The following is a 17,476-nucleotide window of genomic DNA, read 5'->3' as shown; positions in this document are numbered from 1 at the left end:
TATATATTATATCAATTATATCTAAAAGAGTAATCACTCTCAAACACTGACTTATAAATTTTTCAATAAATTTTATAACTATGATGATATTATGACAAAACTTATCATACTTATACCAAACTGCAAATATAATGTTATATTTGCAGTGAAATATTTTGTAAAATATACTATGAAAAGGAGAAGTAATTATGGCAAATGACAAAGAAAAAACTAAAAAGCCTTACAAACCTGTCTGGATAATTGTCGCATTCTTAGTAATGATTATTATTAACTTTTTGCCAGCACCAGAATCGCTTGGTGTGATAGGACTTAGAGCTTTATCTGTTTTAGCATTTGCGGTCATTATGTGGGTGACTGAAGCAGTCAAATATCCCGTGTCTGCAGTAATGATTGTTGGCTTACTGATTATTCTACTAGGATTGTCCCCTGTGCCAGGAAATGAAATAGGAGAAGCTTTAGATGTCCCAGGAGGAACTGAGCAATTTGGTACAAGTAATGCGCTGTCACTCGCTTTCTCTGGATTTTCTAGTTCAGCTTTAGCTCTTGTTGCGGCTGCACTCTTTTTAGCGAGCGCCATGCAGATTACTAACTTACACAAACGTTTAGCACTTTATGTTTTAAGAATTGTCGGTAATAAAACAAATGCTATCGTATTAGGTACAATTTTAGTGTCTATCTTACTTGCTTTCTTCGTACCATCAGCTACAGCTAGAGCAGGTGCAGTTATACCAATCTTAATTGGTATGGTCGCTGCCTTTGGTATGAGTAAGGATAGTAAATTAGCAACTTTACTTATCATCACAGCAGTTCAAGCCGTATCAATTTGGAATATCGGTATTAAAACAGCAGCAGCGCAAAACTTAGTAGCAGTTGGTTTTATTAACGAAGCCATGGGAGAAGATATTTCTTGGATTCAATGGTTCATTTACGCAGCACCATTCTCAATAATAATGAGTATTTTACTATACTTTGTTATGACGCGATTCTTTAAAGCAGAAACAGATGAGATCTCTGGTGGTCGTGAGATGATTAATAGTGAGCTTGATAAACTTGGACCGATTAAACCGGTTGAGTGGCGACTTATTGTTATCGCGAGTTTACTATTAATATTCTGGGCAACAGAAGGCATCTTGCACCCGTTTGACTCATCTTCAATTACATTAATCGCCTTAGCAGTAATGTTGACGCCGAAAATCGGAATCTTCACTTGGAAAGAAGTTGAAGGAACGATTAACTGGGGTACGATTATTGTCTTTGCAATTGGTATCTCACTAGGTACAGTTCTCTTAAGAACAGGTGCGGCACAGTGGCTTTCAGATGTGACCTTTGGTGCCATGGGCTTAGACGCCTTGCCTTTAGTGGCGACCATTGCCCTCGTATCAATATTTAACATCTTGATACACCTAGGATTCGCAAGTGCAACATCCTTAGCATCGGCCTTAATACCGGTCTTTATCGCTTTAACTACTACCTTGAATATGGGTGATTCTTCACTTGGATTCGTCCTAATTCAACAGTTTGTAATTTGCTTTGGTTTCTTACTACCAGTAAGTGCGCCACAAAATATGCTTGCATATGGTACTGGAACATTTACAGTTCAAGACCTTTTAAAATCAGGAATCTTCTTAACTGTATTTGGTTACATTTTAATCATTATTATGTCAGCAACATACTGGCAGTGGATCGGTTTAATATAAGAGAAAAACCTGTTGGGAGATTTTTCCCAACAGGTTTTTTATTTAGAAGAATGAAGCCGCATATAGGCTGACTAAAGAAATGACAACAGAGAGAATGATTAAGGCGAGTAAAGGTTTCATTGCCTTTTCTCTGATGGATCTTAAAGATACACTTAAGCCCAGTCCAACCATAGCCATAACCATCAACAAGGTAGTAAATTGGTCGATAAAATCCTTTAATCCTGTCGGAATCGCTACAAAAGAATTCAAGATAGCAACCAAGATGAAAAAGATTAAGAAATACGGAATATCAACTTTTTCTTCTGTCTTACTGTGTTGTTTCTTAGCGACAAAATACATGATGATAAAGCTCACAGGAATCAAGAGGAAAACACGACTTAGCTTGGATAGTAATGCCATCGCCATGCCATCATCTCCACCAGCACCGCCAGCTAAGACAACTTGAGCAATTTCATGTAAACTTAGGCCGCTCCATACCCCGTAAACTGTATTTTGCATATCGAAGACAGGACCAAGAAAAGTATAAATTAAAGCTCCGACGGTCCCGACAACAGAAATAAGACCGATTGCAATTGCTGTATCCTCTTCTTTAGACTTGGTAATCGAACTTACCGCAGAAATCGCTGCAGCCCCGCAAATTCCAGTACCTGCTGCAAGCAAGAACATAATTGAGTCGTTACCTTTCATAAATTTATTCATGATATGCATGAGTGCAAAACTTAAGAAAATAACTAAAGCTCCAAGTAAAAGCATAATCCACCCATCAGATAGTATGAGTTGTAGATTCAATTTAAAGCCATATAAAATGATGGCGAACCTAAGTAGCTTCTTAGCAGAAAAAGTAATACCGGGTCTTATGTATTCAGGATACCCAAGAAACTGACGGTAAATTATTCCAATGATGAGTGCAACAGCTAAGGCACCGATACTTGAAAGAACAGGTAGTTTCACTAAGGCCATACTAATCAATGCAATGATTAATGTAAAAACAATTCCAAAGAAGAATGGTCTAGAAAAGTAGTTTGTTTTCATTTATTCACCTCTATAAAAGAGTATCACAATTACGAGTAAAGGTAATTAAGAAAAAGGTACTGAGGACGACAGTCCCAAGTACCTTTGGTTTTTATTTTTCTCTGACGATACGTTCTGTTTCTTCAAATTCTGTAATCATTTCAGGCGTAATTTCTGTTTTCTGTGTCATCTTACTTACAATGTAACCTGCAAGTGTTGCAACAATAACACCTGGTATCATTTCGTATAAGCCAGTGCCGAAAGTACCTGCTGCAATCCAAATTACAACTGTGATTGCTCCACCTAAAATAGATGCGACTGCACCTGAACGTGTCATGCCTTTCCAGTGAAGAGACATTACAACAAGTGGACCAAAGGCTGCACCAAAACCAGCCCAAGCATTAGCAACGATGTTTAAAATGACTGATTCATCATCCCAAGCAATGACAATCGCAACTAAGGCAACAATAATTACTGAAAGACGACTCATAGCAACATAAATTTTATCGAGTTCCGCAGGAGTCTTAGTTTCTTTATCTTTAAGTATACGACGACGGATCATCTTGTAGAAGTCTTGTACTAATGAGCTTGAAGTCACCAATAATTGAGATGAAATTGTACTCATGATTGCTGCTAAAATTGCTGCTAAGAAGAATCCGCCAACAAGTGGATGGAAGAGTACCTGACTCATGAGAATCAAAATAGTCTCAGGATCTTCTACATTATGTTTCGTTGAATCGATAAATACAACACCGAGTAAACCAGCAAGGGATACGCCTGCAAGAGAAATGGCCATCCAAGAAATCCCGATACGACGTGCTGCTGGTAACATTTTGTGAGTTTTAATAGACATAAAACGGATGATGATATGTGGTTGCCCAAAGTAACCAAAGAACCATGCTAGGTTACTGATGATAGTAATAATAGACACACCACTAATGATTGATAAGTAGTCGATATCATGTAGAGCACCGATTTCTTCAAGGCGAACAAAAGGTTGAATACCGTTGCCTGTTAAAGTCATCCAAGTCGCAATTGGAATCATCACAATAGCGATAAACATAATTGTTCCTTGGAAAAAGTCGGTTAAACTAACTGCTAAATAACCACCAACGAAAGTATAGATGATTACAATTCCAGCTGTTAAGAATAAGCCCCAATGGTATGGGAAGTTAAATGCGTTCTCAAATAATTTACCGCCTGATACCATACCACTTGCTGTGTATACAGCAAAGAAAACAACAATAACCAGACCTGCAATAATACGAAGAATATGTTTGTTATCTTTAAAACGGTTTTCAAAGTAGTCAGGAATAGTAATTGAGTTCTCTGATACTTCTGAGTAAACACGTAATCTTGGCGCAACGATTAAGTAGTTAATGTAAGCCCCTAAAGTTAAACCGATAGCAATCCATAAGCTCGACATCCCAACGCTGTACATACTACCTGGTAGACCCATGAGCATCCAACCTGACATATCTGCTGCACCAGCTGATAAAGCAGTTACCCAAGGACCGATATTACGTCCACCTAATGTATACTCATCCATGCTGGATGTAGAATGCTTGTAGGCATATAGCCCAATCCCAATCAGGACAAGAAAGTATATCCCGATCATTAAATAATGCTGCCATCCAACAGTAAAAGTAAATTCAGTGTTTAATGCACTGTTTAAAATCATGAAAGTTCTCCCCTTTGTTTCTAGTTTGTCTAAGATGCTTAGAAATAATTATATGCTTTTGGCAATTATAACGACAGTAGAGATTTTTTACAACGTTGTTTGTGTATAACAGTATATAAAAATACAAAAAATCCCAGCCTATATTCATCTATAGACCGGGAAAGAAATTTAAACTTTATTCCTTATTGATATATATATTCAATAACTTCCATCGCTTGTTCAACGCTCGCCGTCACAACATTTGCTTTTTGTGAGATTTCTTTAAGCGGATGGATGAGCTTTTCAGGGCGTACTAAAATTAATGGTTTACCAAGATTAATTGCAGTTGTTGCATCCATGGCTGTGTTCCATTGTTTGTACTCTTCACCGAATAGTGCAATCACAATATCTGCCTTATTCATAAGGACTTGAGTTCTTAAGTTGTTGATACTTGAAGCTGCATCATCACGGTAATACTTTGATGGTTGTTCACCTAACACTTTTTCTCCAATATCATCTGATAAATCGTGTTCTGTTTGGGGAGAAACAAAAGTTAATGGAAGATTTTTTTCTTTGACAAGTGATTTAACTTCATCTCTCCAAGAACTGTGAATTTCACCAGCTAAATATACTGTTAATTCCAATGTATACCCTCCTTATACTTATTGCATAATAGTATATACCTTAAAACATTTATGGTAAAATATTTAGTACATGAATAATAGGACGGGAAAGGAATTAGCGACATGAAGGTAGCATTATTTGATTTTGACGGCACGCTGTATCCGCATGAGACATTTGAAACTTTAAGAGAACATCTGCAGTCTCATCCTAAATATAAGAAAAATTACAAAAGATTCGTTAGATATTTTGCACCTACATATTTTGGTTATAAGCTTAAATTGGTGCCTAAAATTAAGATGCAACGTCGAGCTTTAGAGTCGTATATTTTATCCTTTAAAGGCTATACAAAATCTGATATAGATGAATTTTTTAGTGATGTCGCCAATTCTATGAGCCGTGAGTTACGGATTCCTCTCTTAGAGAAAATAAAGCAATTAAAAAAAGATAACTATTATGTTGTATTAATTTCAGGCGCCTTTATTCCATTGCTAGAAGCCTTATTTAAAGGTGTGGGATTCGATTACATTGTAGGTTCAACAGTGAATTATAATAAGAGCGGACAAGTAGATTCTAAAGTACGCTTTGAAAGAGTGTTTGCAGAAAGAAAAATTGAAATCTTAAAAGAGCATTTTAGAGGCGAAAAAATTGATTGGAACAACAGTCAGGCCTATAGTGATAGCATCTCAGATTTGAAGATGTTAGAACTCGTTGGACAACCAGTTGCTGTGACTCCAGACTCTGCTCTACAATCGATAGCTGAGCGTAATAACTGGAAGATTATCAATCATTTTTAGGAGGAATTATTTTTGGACTTATTAAATTTAACTGAAGCAGACTTATATCCAACGGAAAAATTTGGTCCTTCTTTAGTAGGAACGCTTTTATATAAAGTAAGAGATCAAAACTATTTTCCCGGAGCATATATGACAACTAATGAACGTATGTTTATGAATGTAGATATGAACGGTGAAGCTTATACAAGGGTGTTTTCATATCAGGATATCGTTAAAGCCTACTTAGAAGATAATAATTTGATCATTGAATTTCCTGAAGGAATGGGTCAAATTGCTATGGTGGATATCACTTCAGGTGACGGTGAAGAATTTGTAAACTATCTTAACGATAAAATTAAATAAGCTTGGGTCAGCACCTTTCTAAGAGTTAGAGAGGTGCTTTTTTAATTAGTATGACACTTTCGCCAATTAGTATGTCACATTGTAGGTTTTATCTTTAAGTAAAGAAACAAAAGGAGTATACTGTAACTAAATGTTAAACATAATATATTGATAAGGGGCTTGAATAAGAGTATGTCTACTTCTATTAGCAAATCTGATGTAGTACTAATTGGTGGCGGAATTATGAGTGCCACGCTCGGAACGTTATTAAAAGAATTAAAACCAGAGGGGAACATTAAAGTGTTCGAAAAGTTAGATGCAGTCGCAAGTGAAAGCTCTAACGCTTGGAATAATGCTGGGACAGGGCATTCAGCTTTATGTGAGTTAAACTATACTCCAGAAGCGGCTGATGGTTCTATCGATGCTAGAAAGGCAATTAAAATTAACGAACAGTTCCAGATTTCTAAACAATTCTGGTCTTATTTAATAGAAAAAGGGCAGTTAGATAATCCTTCGGATTTTATTAACAGTGTGCCACATATGAGTTTTGTTGAAGGGAAAGATAATGTTAACTTCTTAAAGAAACGTGTTGAAAAATTAGTTCAGAACCCGTTGTTTGAAGGAATGGAAATTTCTGACGATCATGAAGTTTTAAAAGAATGGGTTCCACTTATGATGGAAGGTAGAAATCCGTCAGAAGAAATTGCTGTTACTAAGATTGAGTCAGGGACGGATATTGACTTTGGTAGTCTGACTGAAAAACTTTTTGATAACCTTACTGAAAAAGGTGTTTCTCTTCTTTATAAACACGAAGTACAAGATTTACGACGAACTAATAATGGACAATGGCAAGTTAAGGTTAAAAATTTAAATACTGGTGGCCTGGAATTCCACACTGCTGATTTTGTCTTTATCGGTGCAGGTGGAGCAAGTCTACCACTACTACAAAAAACTAAATTACCGGAATCTAAAAATATTGGTGGTTTCCCAGTAAGTGGACAGTTCTTGGTTTGTGAAGATGAGGAAATTGTGAACAAACATGAAGCGAAAGTGTACGGTAAAGCTAAAGTTGGTGCACCACCAATGTCTGTGCCACACTTAGATACACGCTATATCGATGGTAAGCGATCACTCTTATTTGGACCGTTCGCTGGCTTTTCACCTAAATTCTTAAAAACAGGTTCAAACTTAGATTTATTTGCATCTGTTAAACCGACTAACGTGTTTACTATGCTATCAGCGGGTGCTAAAGAATTAGGTTTAACTAAGTATTTAGTTCAACAATTACTCTTAAAACAAGAAGAAAAAGTTGAAGAACTTAGAGAATTTATACCAGAGGCAAATTCTAAAGACTGGAAATTAATCACAGCAGGTCAACGCGTGCAAGTGATTAAAGATACTGATAAGGGTGGTAAAGGGACATTAATGTTCGGTACTGAAACAATTGTATCTGAAGATGGTTCTATTACGGCCTTACTAGGTGCTTCACCTGGTGCATCAGTATGTGTAGATGCGATGATTAATCTTTTATCAAGAGCGTTCCCGGAAGAGTTTACAGAGTGGGAAAGTAAGATTAAGGAAATGATTCCAACTTACGGCATGTCTTTATCTGAACACCCAGAAGAATTTAAAGAAATGTACAAGCGCACAAATGATACGCTAAAATTAAAAAAAGCGGTTCAATTGAGTTAAATTATAAAAAAATGGTCTAGCAATCTTGAAATAAGATCGCTAGACCATTTTTCTTTGTCGTATCAATTATTTATGTGATTTCTCTAAAGCCTGTTCAATATCTTTTATAATATCGTTCGAGTCCTCAATTCCAATAGATAAGCGAATAAGAGAGTCATCAATACCTCTTTTGATTCTTTCTTCATCCGGCATTTCAGCATGGGTTTGTGTGAATGGGAAGGTGATAAAAGTTTCCGTACCACCTAAACTCTCTGCAAAAGTACAGACTTCAATTTCTTCTAAGAATTTATGAACACTGTAATTTTCTGCAAAGCGTAAACTTAGCATGCCTGTAGTTCCTGCATACAATACCTCTTTAATACCTTGGTGATTCTGAAAATATTTTGCAACTTTCTTTGCGTTTTCTATTGCACGGTCCATACGAACGTGCAATGTCTTAAGACCCCTTAATAGTAGGAAACTATCAAATGGAGACATAGTAGCACCTACCATGTTGTGGTAGATGAACAACTGCTCAGCTAAATCTCGATCTTTAACTGTGACCACACCGGCTAAGACATCATTATGTCCACCGATGTATTTAGTAGCAGAGTGCAGGACAATATCAGCACCTTCTGTTAATGGTCTAGATAAATAAGGTGTCAGGAAGGTATTATCAATGATAGTGAGTATTTGATGTTTCTTTGCAATATCATAGATTGGCTCGAGTTCAGTTTTTTCCATAGATGGATTAGTGATTGGTTCAATGAAGAATGCTTTTGTTTTATCATTGATTTTTGCTTTGAGTTCTTCATGATTGTTGAAATCTACATAGTGAAATTTCACTTGATATTTTTTCTCGTAAAATTCAAAAATACGGAAGGTGCCACCATATAAATCAAAGCTAACGAGAACTTCATCATTCGTATTGAATAGATTACAGACAAGTTGTACCGCTGCCATACCACTTGATAGAGCAAAAGATTGATAGCCCCCTTCAAGGTCAGCAAATGCTTCTTCAAAGAAAGAGCGAGAAGGGTTTTTGGTTCTTGTGTAATCAAAGCCAGTTGATTTTCCTACTCCTTCATGTTCAAAGGCCGTAGATAAGTATATAGGGTTAGTTGTCGCCCCTGTATGATCTGGGTTTAGTGATATTTGGGAAAGTTTAGTATCCAATATGTAACGCCCTTTCTCTTCTTATATTTTTTTGAAAGATAGCTTAAATATATAAATTAAATAGCACTAAGTCAACAAATGCATAGAATATTTCGAAAATTGTTAAGTTATAACGGCGTTACACCGTTTAAATTCCGCTGGTATTTTGTAACGACCAGCGTTATAATATTTATATTATACATAATAATACAGGAGTGATACGGTGAGCCAGTCTCAGAACGTTATATATTATACAACTGCTCAGGTGACAGAATTAGTAGAGCTGTCTGACCAAAATGTTAGAAAATATGTCAGAATGCTAGAAGATAGAGATTACGAGGTTGCTAAAGATGAACATAATAGACGTCTTTTTTCTAAAAAAGATGTGAAAGTGCTTCAGGAAATGATTAAAATTGCTAAATCTCCAGGTAATACATTAGAATCAGCAGCAGATGAAATCATTGAAAACATAGGTAGCTTTGAAGACGATGTTGTCAATCAAGCAAATCAAGTGACAAAAATCTCAGATAGTGAAATTTCGAGACTCCTTGCACTTGTTCTTGAAAAATTAGATGAAATCCAAAATGAGAATAAAGAACTTAAGACAAACATTAATAGTTTAGTTCACCGTCTAGAAGAATATGATAGAGCTGCTTTAGAATATACACCTTATGAAGAAGATGTTCATCTACCAAATGAAGAAACAAACGAGGAACTTGATGAAGTTGCTATAGACGAAGAAGAGTTAAAGAGTACGGAGCCGAAAGAGGACAATACAGCAATAGAAGAAACAGAAGAGATCTCAACTACCGATGAGTCACTAAAAGAAGATGCACCTGTCGTTGAAGAAGCGCTTCAAGACAAGGATGATCAAGAAAGTGACAAGCAAGAAAATGTTACACCAACGACTGAACAGACAGATAGCGACAAAACTCAATCTCCTAATGTGGATATGAGTCAAACAGAAGTAGAAGAAACAACAGAGAAAGAAGAGACAAAAACAGAACAAAATCTCGATCATTCTGAAGCAGAGCAAGTTAAAGAACCTAAGAAGGGCTTCTTTGGCAGAATTGCTAGCATGTTTAAGTAAAGAACTGAATTTTATTCAGTTCTTTTTTCTTTTGTCTTTCTTTCATTGACTTTGAAATAGAAAGCCCTTATAATCTCTATTGGCGAACAAGATAGCAACATCATGCAAATAATATACGTATTTAGAGGAGCGTTTTACAATGGATAGCGTTTTTGATTATGAGGATATACAGTTAATTCCGAACAAATGTATTGTAGACAGTCGTTCAGAGTGTGACACTTCAATTGAATTTGGGAATCACACGTTCAAGCTTCCAGTAGTTCCCGCAAACATGCAAACAATTATTGACGAAAATATAGCAACTTACTTAGCTGAAAATGGATATTTCTATATCATGCACCGTTTCAATCCAGAAACACGCATTAACTTTATTAAAGAAATGAAGTCAAAAGGATTAATTTCTTCTATCAGTGTTGGAATTAAACCTGAAGAGTACGACTTTGTTATCAGCTTAAAAGAAGGAAATACTATTCCTGACTATATCACTATCGATATTGCTCACGGTCATTCAGATAGAGTAATGGATATGATTAAACACATTAAAAAACACATTCCAGAAACATTTTTAATCGCTGGTAATGTTGGCACGCCTGAGGCTGTACGTGAATTAGAAAATGCAGGAGCAGATGCAACTAAAGTTGGTATCGGTCCTGGTAAAGTATGTATTACTAAGATTAAAACTGGATTTGGTACTGGTGGTTGGCAGCTTGCAGCGCTTCGCCTATGTGCTAAAGCAGCTTCTAAACCAATCATTGCTGATGGTGGAATTCGTACTCATGGTGACATTGCTAAGTCTGTAAGATTTGGTGCATCTATGGTGATGATTGGATCACTATTTGCAGGTCACGAAGAGTCACCTGGTGTAACTTATGAAGAGAATGGTAAGAAATATAAAGAGTACTTCGGTTCAGCGTCTGAGTTCCAAAAAGGTGAACATAAGAACGTTGAAGGTAAGAAAATGTATGTAGAGTACAAAGGACCACTTAAGCATACTTTAATTGAGATGCAACAAGACCTACAATCATCTATTTCTTATGCTGGTGGTAAAGAATTAGAAGCGATTCGTAATGTGGATTATGTTGTTGTTAAAAACTCTATTTTTAACGGTGACAAAGTATACTAAAGTTAAAAACGTAGAAATCGTCATGATTTCTACGTTTTTTTATTTTTCATTCAAACTGTGTAAGTCTAAGTAACGCTTAGTACTTTCAAGCATCATTTTTTCCATAGTTTCAACATCGTCGGCTTCTATTGCTAAGGTCAGTTTATCAAGTTGGGACTTAAAGTTATCGATATGTTTTAAAAGGTGGCTCTTGTTCATCATAAAGAGTTCTGGCCACAGTTTTTCATTTATATTGGTAATACGGGTAAGATCTCTATAACTGTCACCAGTGTATTTCTTTGTATTTCTGTTTTCATCATCACTGTTGATTAAGGAAATAGCGATAACATGAGCGAGTTGACTAGTAAAACCAATGACTTCATCATGAAAATCTGGTGTAATCACAGAGATACTACCAAAACCTAGCTGTTTAACAAAATCCTTTAAAAAGTTTATATTTTCTTCTTTATTTCTCGGAGTGGGTGTAATTAAGTAGTTTGCACCGATAAACACCTCACGACTACTAAATTCCAATCCTCGGTTTTCTCGTCCTGCCATTGGGTGACCAAAGACAAAGTCCACATTATCTGGTAGCATCGGTTCAATTTCATCGATAACAGATGATTTAACACCAGTCACATCTGTAATGATTGCCCCATCTTTTAAATAAGGGATATAGTTTTTAATGAGTTGACTGAGTAATTTAGGATAAACTGAAAAAATAATTAAATCTGCTTTTGGAATAATTTCTTTAAAATCATCTGAGCCGTCATCAATTAACCCAATGGATTTTGCAATGGATAGCGTATTTGTATCAATGTCGATTGCATATATTTTATAATTTGGTAAGCTCGCCCTAATAGATTTGGCAAAAGAGCCACCAATATTACCGAGTCCAATAATTGCTACATTCATGTTTATGCCTCCAAAGATTATAATATACTTGAATATACAGTAGTTTACGAAATGTTGTAAAGATTTGTTCAATTTAAATAATATATTTGACAAAGAATAAATCCGAGTCTATAATTGCTAACAAATACATTACAAGGAGCGGTTATTATGCTAACCCACAAGATTACACAACCAAATAATCGTCTTTACTTTAGCTATTTTTGATACCGTTTGTACCATCATTCGTACAAACGTAAAACAAATTGTTTGTATCAATGATGGCTGAAGATTTTGTAATGTCTAGCCATTTACTTTTAATAAGTGGCTAGGGGTCGAGACTTCTACATATTTTTCTATCTTAACTGCCACTTACTTAATAAGTAAAGTGGCAGTTTTATTTTTCAAAAATTTTAGGAGGCTATATTTATGATTATTCATGTTAAGCGCGACGCAAAAGAAAGCGAAATCCAAGATTTATCAACAGCGATTGAGGAAGCTGGTTTCAGAGTCCACCGCTCAGATGGTGAAAGAAGAACTATTATTGGTTTAATCGGCGACACTGCTAAAGTTTCTGAAAATGATTTCAAAAAATATAGCATCGTCGATGGGGTGTACAGAATTCAAAAGCCATACAAAAAAGCGAATAGAAGTTTTAAAGAAGAAGATAGCGTAATAGATATTGGAAATGGAGTTAAAGTCGGCGGCGACAATTTCATGGTTTGTGCTGGACCATGTTCAGTTGAAGATTTAGATAGTACAGTCGAGTTAGCGATTAAATTAAAAGAAGCTGGTGCGAACTCTTTACGTGGGGGAGCGTTTAAACCACGTACATCACCTTATAGTTTCCAAGGTTTAGGTGTAGAAGGTTTGAAAATTCTTAATGAAGCTAAAAAAGAAACTGGACTACCGATTGTGTCAGAGTTGATGGGAACTGATCACTTAGATACTTTCGTTGATATGGTTGATGTCATCCAAATCGGTGCAAGAAATATGCAAAACTTCGACTTGTTAAAAGCGCTTGGACAAACAAATAAACCAATTTACTTAAAACGTGGTATGTCTGCGACAATCCAAGAGTGGTTGATGTCAGCTGAGTACATAATGGCTGGAGGAAATAACAATGTAGTTTTAGTAGAACGTGGGATTAGAACTTTTGAGACAGCAACACGTAATACATTAGATATTCAAGCAGTGCCGGTCGTACAAAAAGAGTCCCATTTACCGATTATTGTCGATCCATCCCATGCAGCTGGAATCAGATACTTAATTCCATCCATGGCTAAATCTGCGGTAGTTGCCGGGGCAAATGGTTTACAAATTGAAGTTCACGAAGATCCACAAAATGCTTGGAGTGATGGACAACAATGTCTAACACCTCAAGAGTTTAAAGAATTAATGCAATCGATTAATGTCTTATTAGAACTTGAAGGTAAAACAATTAACGCAGTAGAATATTCTAAGTAAAGAAGGGATAACCATGGGGAAACATGATGAATTAAGATCAGAAATTGATCGCATCGACAGAGAAATGATCAAGTTATTTGAACAAAGAATGAAGATTACTGCTGAAATCGCTGAGTATAAACGTGCAAATAATATACCTGTTCTAGACAGAGCCCGTGAAGATAAAGTCATAGAGAAAAATGTTTCTTATCTATCAGATCATTCCTTAGATCAATATACAAGAGCCTTCTCTAAACGCCTCATGGAACTTTCAAGATCAAGACAACATGAACAACTAGAAGATAAGAAAATTAAAACTTGTTAAGTAAAAAGAGCGCACTTTCCTCAATTAGAAAGTGCGCTCTTACTTTTAAAGTTCTGGCAGTTTACTCAAATCATATAAGGTATTTTGATAAGTCTCATTCAACCAATTGTTAAATAAGAGGTGGCCATGACTTTTCCATTGAAATAGAGGTGTCTTTTCCGGATTATCACCCGGGTAATAGTTGATTGGGAGTTGAACTTCTTGCCCACTACTAGCGTCACGGTCATATTCTTTCTTTAAAGTGTCACGGTCGTATTCTAAATGACCAAAAATATAGAGATCACGTTGGTCTTGACTTGTGATAATATCGGGACCAAAATCAGGATGACAAGTGAGTACTTTTAATTGATCGATTGTCTTTATCTTTTCATAATCTACCCTAGTATGACGGGATTGCGGAACGTGATAAACATCATCAAAGCCTCGAATGTATGGGTGGCTCGCTTCTTTATTCTGATAGGGGAAGACACCAAATAATTTTTCGTCAAGGCGTATTTTTTCAACATTATAATAGTAGTCAAGTGCAAATTGTGCGCCCCAACATATATAAAATCTTGAATAAATGTGGCTTTGTGCCCAGTCTGTTACACTTCGTAGTTCTTTTATATAGCCGACCTGGTCAAAATCAAGTTTTTCAACTGGTGCGCCAGTGACGATTAAACCATCAAAGTAGTCATCTTTGACCTCATCAATTGTCTTATAAAATTTTTGCAGATATGATGTGGCAGTATTTTTACTCTTATGAGTAGACATATGTAGGAAATCTACGTCTATTTGTAGCGGTGAGTTTCCCAATAAACGTAATAACTGTAATTCAGTTGTTTCTTTTAGAGGCATTAAGTTTAAAATGAGTATTTTTAAAGGACGAATGTCCTGAGATATCGCACGAGATGATTCAATGGTATATACTTGTTCCTGTTGAAGTTGTTTTCGGACAGGTAAGTCTTCTATAATTTTAATTGGCATAGCTTCAACACCCATTTCAAAATAATTAGTAACACTTACCTTATCAGTGAAATTGCTTACTAGTCAATATCGAAATTATCAAAAAATTACACATGATAATGACTTTAAATCAAAGATTTATGGAGGAAAGAAAGATGAATTCAGTATTAATTGCCATCTTAATAATGGTAGTCTTAAGCCTCTGTAAGCTCAACGTTATCCTGGCTCTCTTTATTGGAGCCTTGGCTGGTGGGCTTATCTCAGGCATGGGTGTAACAGATGTCATCGGGGTGTTTACCGGTGGTATCGTCAATGGTGCAGAAATTGCCCTTTCTTATGCATTACTTGGAGGATTTGCGGCCTTAATCGCTTATAGCGGTATTACAGATGTCATGGTCGATAAAATTCTTGAATTATTAAAAACGAGCAAAACAAAAAAAGCGAGAGTACTTGCGAAAGTATCATTGATCATTACTTTATTGATCATCTCTATGATGAGTCAGAACTTAATACCTGTACATATTGCCTTTATTCCTATATTAGTACCACCACTGATCAGCCTCTTCAATGAACTAGAGCTAGATAGACGATTGATTGCTGTAGTGATTACTTTTGGACTGACATTTACTTATGCAGTTCTACCCTTCGGATACGGTCAAATCTTCCAAAATACGATTGTGACAAGTTTCCAAAATGCAGGCGTAGAAATTAACTTTCAAGACGTTGCACCAAATATGATTATTCCTGCCTTAGGTTTTGTTGTCGGTCTAATCTTGGCAGTTTTCTACTTCAGAAAACCAAGAAAATATTTAAACAAAGAAAGTGACTTAGCCACTTCCACAGTAAGAGTGAGCAAATCTACTATCCTCACAGCACTTGTTGCGATTGTCGTGACCTTTACTGTACAGTTCTTCACTGATTCTATGATCTTCGGTGCCCTAGGCGGTATTATGATATTTTTCTTATCCTTTAGATTTAAATGGTCGGATCTTGATGTTGAACTAGTAAATGGTATTAAAATCATGGCCTATATTGGAATGGTCATGCTTGCTGCAAATGGTTTTGCGAGTGTAATTACTGAAACCGGAGATGTCCTACCTTTAGTCAATAGTATTACGGATGTACTCGGAGATAATAAGGCATTTATTGTCATGGGAATGCTTTTAGTCGGACTAGTTGTCACTATGGGTATTGGCTCATCTTTTGCCACCTTACCCATTATCGCAGCAATTTTTGTACCAATGGGTGCAGAGCTTGGATTATCAATGTCAGCCATTATTGCTATTGTCGGTACTGCAGGTGTGCTTGGAGATGCGGGTAGCCCAGCTTCAGATTCAACGCTTGGACCTACTGCTGGATTGAATGTCGACGGTCAGCATGATCACATTTGGGATACTTGCGTGCCGACCTTTATATTCTTAAATATACCAGTAGTTATTACAGGTTTTATTGCAGGTATGATACTATAAACTTGTAAACATTTTGTAATATTCTAAGACTGTGCTTGAAAACAAACTGTAAATGTAGTTTAATTAATCTACTTAGTAAATAAATTCACTAAAAGCAGTGATTTTGTCTTGAGCAACATAATAATCATATAGACATAACTACACTTGTAGCGTTCATGTTTAGCTCTTGATAAGAATATTCTTAAAGACGGGTGATATTATGGAGACAGATTTAAACATTTTAAAAGGCAACTTAACTGCATATCAAATTAGTGAAGCGATCGGCATTCCAATTGAGCAGGCACATGATTTACTTGAACAGCGTATTACTATAGATTCACTTGATCCAGTTAGCCAAAAAAATCTAAAAGAACTGGAAAAGGTACTCTTTGATTAAATTAACGTAAACGATATAATATAAAAAAAGAAAGTGAGACTGACTAGTCAGTCTCACTTGTTTTTTGGGAGGACTAAATGGACAAGATAAAAGAGAATATTCCCTTTATACTATTAATCATTGTCATGATATTATTTGTCCTTAGTTTTATTGTGTCGGAAACTAGTATAATTAAAGAGGAGGAGATTCCCTCGTACACATTCAAAGAAGCAGTTTCTATGCAGGTATCGAATAATACAGATGATTTAAAACTGACTAATACAGCGACTGAATCTGCCAGTGATAAAGATATTGAAGCGGCTATGAATATAAATAATAGTAATGATTTTCAATTTTTGAGATTGGATGAACCATCTGGTGCATCGGTTGAAGAACTTAATCAAGAACTGAAAGGGAAAGGTATTTTAGAAGGACAAGGACAGGCCTTTTACGATGCAGAAAATAAAATTGGGGTTAATGCCCTGTACTTGATTAGTCATGCGTCGCTAGAAACAGGACACGGTCAATCAGAACTCGCCTCAGGCATTCAAGTCGATGGTCAGTCTTATTATAACTTTTTTGGAATCGGCGCTTTTGACCATGCTGCAGTTTCAGAAGGTACGAGCTATGCTCAACAAGCTGGTTGGGCAAGCCCAGAGCAAGCAATATTAGGCGGAGCAGAATTCCTTCATAATAATTATATTGGGCGTGGGCAAAATACCTTATATAGGATGAGATGGAATCCTGAAAACCCAGGCGTTCATCTATATGCGACAGATATCGCATGGCCAGAAAAAATTGCTCGTCTTATAGAAACTCACTATCATTCTCTCTCATTAGAACATGGGACTTTAGATAAAGACTACTATAAATAAAGGTGCGCTTATCTCACTATTTGAGAGAGCGCACCTTTTTTTATA

At 36.1% G+C, this 17,476-nt stretch carries 17 protein-coding genes; 11 read left to right on the top strand and 6 right to left on the bottom strand.

Features of this window, described 5'->3' with window-relative positions; translation table 11 throughout:
• The first annotated feature begins 188 nt into the window (after nt 1-188).
• Nucleotides 189-1,697, top strand: coding sequence for an SLC13 family permease (locus JEOSCH030_RS00630; protein ID WP_183369247.1), 1,509 nt, complete (start codon nt 189-191; stop codon nt 1,695-1,697).
• A 42-nt stretch (nt 1,698-1,739) separates the two neighbouring features.
• Here the strand turns inward: JEOSCH030_RS00630 and JEOSCH030_RS00625 are convergent, their stop codons facing one another.
• The 3 genes from JEOSCH030_RS00625 to JEOSCH030_RS00615 all read right to left on the bottom strand — a co-directional run bounded on the left by JEOSCH030_RS00625 (nt 1,740) and on the right by JEOSCH030_RS00615 (nt 5,012).
• Complete coding sequence (locus JEOSCH030_RS00625) at nt 1,740-2,729, bottom strand: YeiH family protein (RefSeq protein WP_183369243.1); 990 nt, start codon at nt 2,727-2,729, stop codon at nt 1,740-1,742.
• Between the two features lie 91 nt (nt 2,730-2,820).
• Nucleotides 2,821-4,389 (bottom strand): sodium/proline symporter PutP, encoded by a 1,569-nt coding sequence (gene putP, locus JEOSCH030_RS00620; protein ID WP_183369241.1) that lies wholly within the window; start codon nt 4,387-4,389, stop codon nt 2,821-2,823.
• Between the two features lie 182 nt (nt 4,390-4,571).
• Nucleotides 4,572-5,012 carry a YtoQ family protein gene (locus JEOSCH030_RS00615; RefSeq protein ID WP_183369239.1) on the bottom strand — a complete coding sequence of 147 codons (441 nt, stop codon included), beginning with the start codon at nt 5,010-5,012 and terminating at the stop codon, nt 4,572-4,574.
• 102 nt (nt 5,013-5,114) lie between these two features.
• Here JEOSCH030_RS00615 and JEOSCH030_RS00610 point away from each other — a divergent pair, with 102 nt between their 5' ends.
• The 3 genes from JEOSCH030_RS00610 (at nt 5,115) to mqo (ending at nt 7,799) form a co-directional block, all read left to right on the top strand.
• Nucleotides 5,115-5,786, top strand: a complete 672-nt coding sequence (locus JEOSCH030_RS00610; protein WP_183369237.1) for an HAD family hydrolase — start codon at nt 5,115-5,117, stop codon at nt 5,784-5,786.
• A gap of 12 nt (nt 5,787-5,798) precedes the next feature.
• Complete coding sequence (locus JEOSCH030_RS00605) at nt 5,799-6,128, top strand: hypothetical protein (protein ID WP_183369235.1); 330 nt, start codon at nt 5,799-5,801, stop codon at nt 6,126-6,128.
• A gap of 171 nt (nt 6,129-6,299) precedes the next feature.
• On the top strand, nt 6,300-7,799 hold the full coding sequence (gene mqo, locus JEOSCH030_RS00600; protein ID WP_183369233.1) for a malate dehydrogenase (quinone): 1,500 nt from the start codon (nt 6,300-6,302) through the stop codon (nt 7,797-7,799).
• Nucleotides 7,800-7,865: 66 nt separating this feature from the next.
• Here mqo and JEOSCH030_RS00595 read toward each other — a convergent pair whose 3' ends face one another.
• Nucleotides 7,866-8,957: a PLP-dependent transferase gene (locus JEOSCH030_RS00595; RefSeq protein WP_185125021.1), complete on the bottom strand. Its 1,092-nt coding sequence runs from the start codon at nt 8,955-8,957 to the stop codon at nt 7,866-7,868.
• Nucleotides 8,958-9,156: 199 nt separating this feature from the next.
• On the opposite strand from JEOSCH030_RS00595, the gene JEOSCH030_RS00590 reads away from it, so the two are divergent.
• Nucleotides 9,157-10,023, top strand: coding sequence for a hypothetical protein (locus tag JEOSCH030_RS00590; protein WP_183369231.1), 867 nt, complete (start codon nt 9,157-9,159; stop codon nt 10,021-10,023).
• A gap of 139 nt (nt 10,024-10,162) precedes the next feature.
• Nucleotides 10,163-11,146: a GMP reductase gene (gene guaC, locus JEOSCH030_RS00585; RefSeq protein ID WP_183369229.1), complete on the top strand. Its 984-nt coding sequence runs from the start codon at nt 10,163-10,165 to the stop codon at nt 11,144-11,146.
• Nucleotides 11,147-11,185: 39 nt separating this feature from the next.
• Here guaC and JEOSCH030_RS00580 read toward each other — a convergent pair whose 3' ends face one another.
• Nucleotides 11,186-12,040 (bottom strand): prephenate dehydrogenase, encoded by an 855-nt coding sequence (locus JEOSCH030_RS00580; protein ID WP_183369227.1) that lies wholly within the window; start codon nt 12,038-12,040, stop codon nt 11,186-11,188.
• Nucleotides 12,041-12,445: 405 nt separating this feature from the next.
• Between JEOSCH030_RS00580 and aroF the strand changes: the two genes are divergently transcribed.
• Complete coding sequence (aroF, locus tag JEOSCH030_RS00575) at nt 12,446-13,483, top strand: 3-deoxy-7-phosphoheptulonate synthase (RefSeq protein ID WP_183369225.1); 1,038 nt, start codon at nt 12,446-12,448, stop codon at nt 13,481-13,483.
• A gap of 13 nt (nt 13,484-13,496) precedes the next feature.
• Complete coding sequence (locus JEOSCH030_RS00570) at nt 13,497-13,787, top strand: chorismate mutase (protein WP_183369223.1); 291 nt, start codon at nt 13,497-13,499, stop codon at nt 13,785-13,787.
• 45 nt (nt 13,788-13,832) lie between these two features.
• On the opposite strand, the gene JEOSCH030_RS00565 is transcribed toward JEOSCH030_RS00570, so the two are convergent.
• Nucleotides 13,833-14,753, bottom strand: a complete 921-nt coding sequence (locus tag JEOSCH030_RS00565) for a homoserine O-succinyltransferase (RefSeq protein ID WP_183369221.1) — start codon at nt 14,751-14,753, stop codon at nt 13,833-13,835.
• A gap of 134 nt (nt 14,754-14,887) precedes the next feature.
• Here JEOSCH030_RS00565 and JEOSCH030_RS00560 point away from each other — a divergent pair, with 134 nt between their 5' ends.
• The 3 genes from JEOSCH030_RS00560 (at nt 14,888) to JEOSCH030_RS00550 (ending at nt 17,431) form a co-directional block, all read left to right on the top strand.
• Entirely contained in the window at nt 14,888-16,201 is a 1,314-nt protein-coding gene (locus tag JEOSCH030_RS00560) for a Na+/H+ antiporter family protein (RefSeq protein WP_183369219.1), read from the top strand.
• 166 nt (nt 16,202-16,367) lie between these two features.
• Nucleotides 16,368-16,577: a hypothetical protein gene (locus JEOSCH030_RS00555; protein ID WP_208454269.1), complete on the top strand. Its 210-nt coding sequence runs from the start codon at nt 16,368-16,370 to the stop codon at nt 16,575-16,577.
• A gap of 77 nt (nt 16,578-16,654) precedes the next feature.
• Entirely contained in the window at nt 16,655-17,431 is a 777-nt protein-coding gene (locus tag JEOSCH030_RS00550) for an N-acetylglucosaminidase (protein WP_183369215.1), read from the top strand.
• Nucleotides 17,432-17,476 lie beyond the last annotated feature (45 nt).

The organism is Jeotgalicoccus meleagridis, from assembly GCF_903994045.1.
Classification (GTDB): domain Bacteria; phylum Bacillota; class Bacilli; order Staphylococcales; family Salinicoccaceae; genus Jeotgalicoccus; species Jeotgalicoccus meleagridis.
Note: the sequence above shows the minus strand (reverse complement) of the source record. Positions and strands in the feature narration are given on the sequence as shown.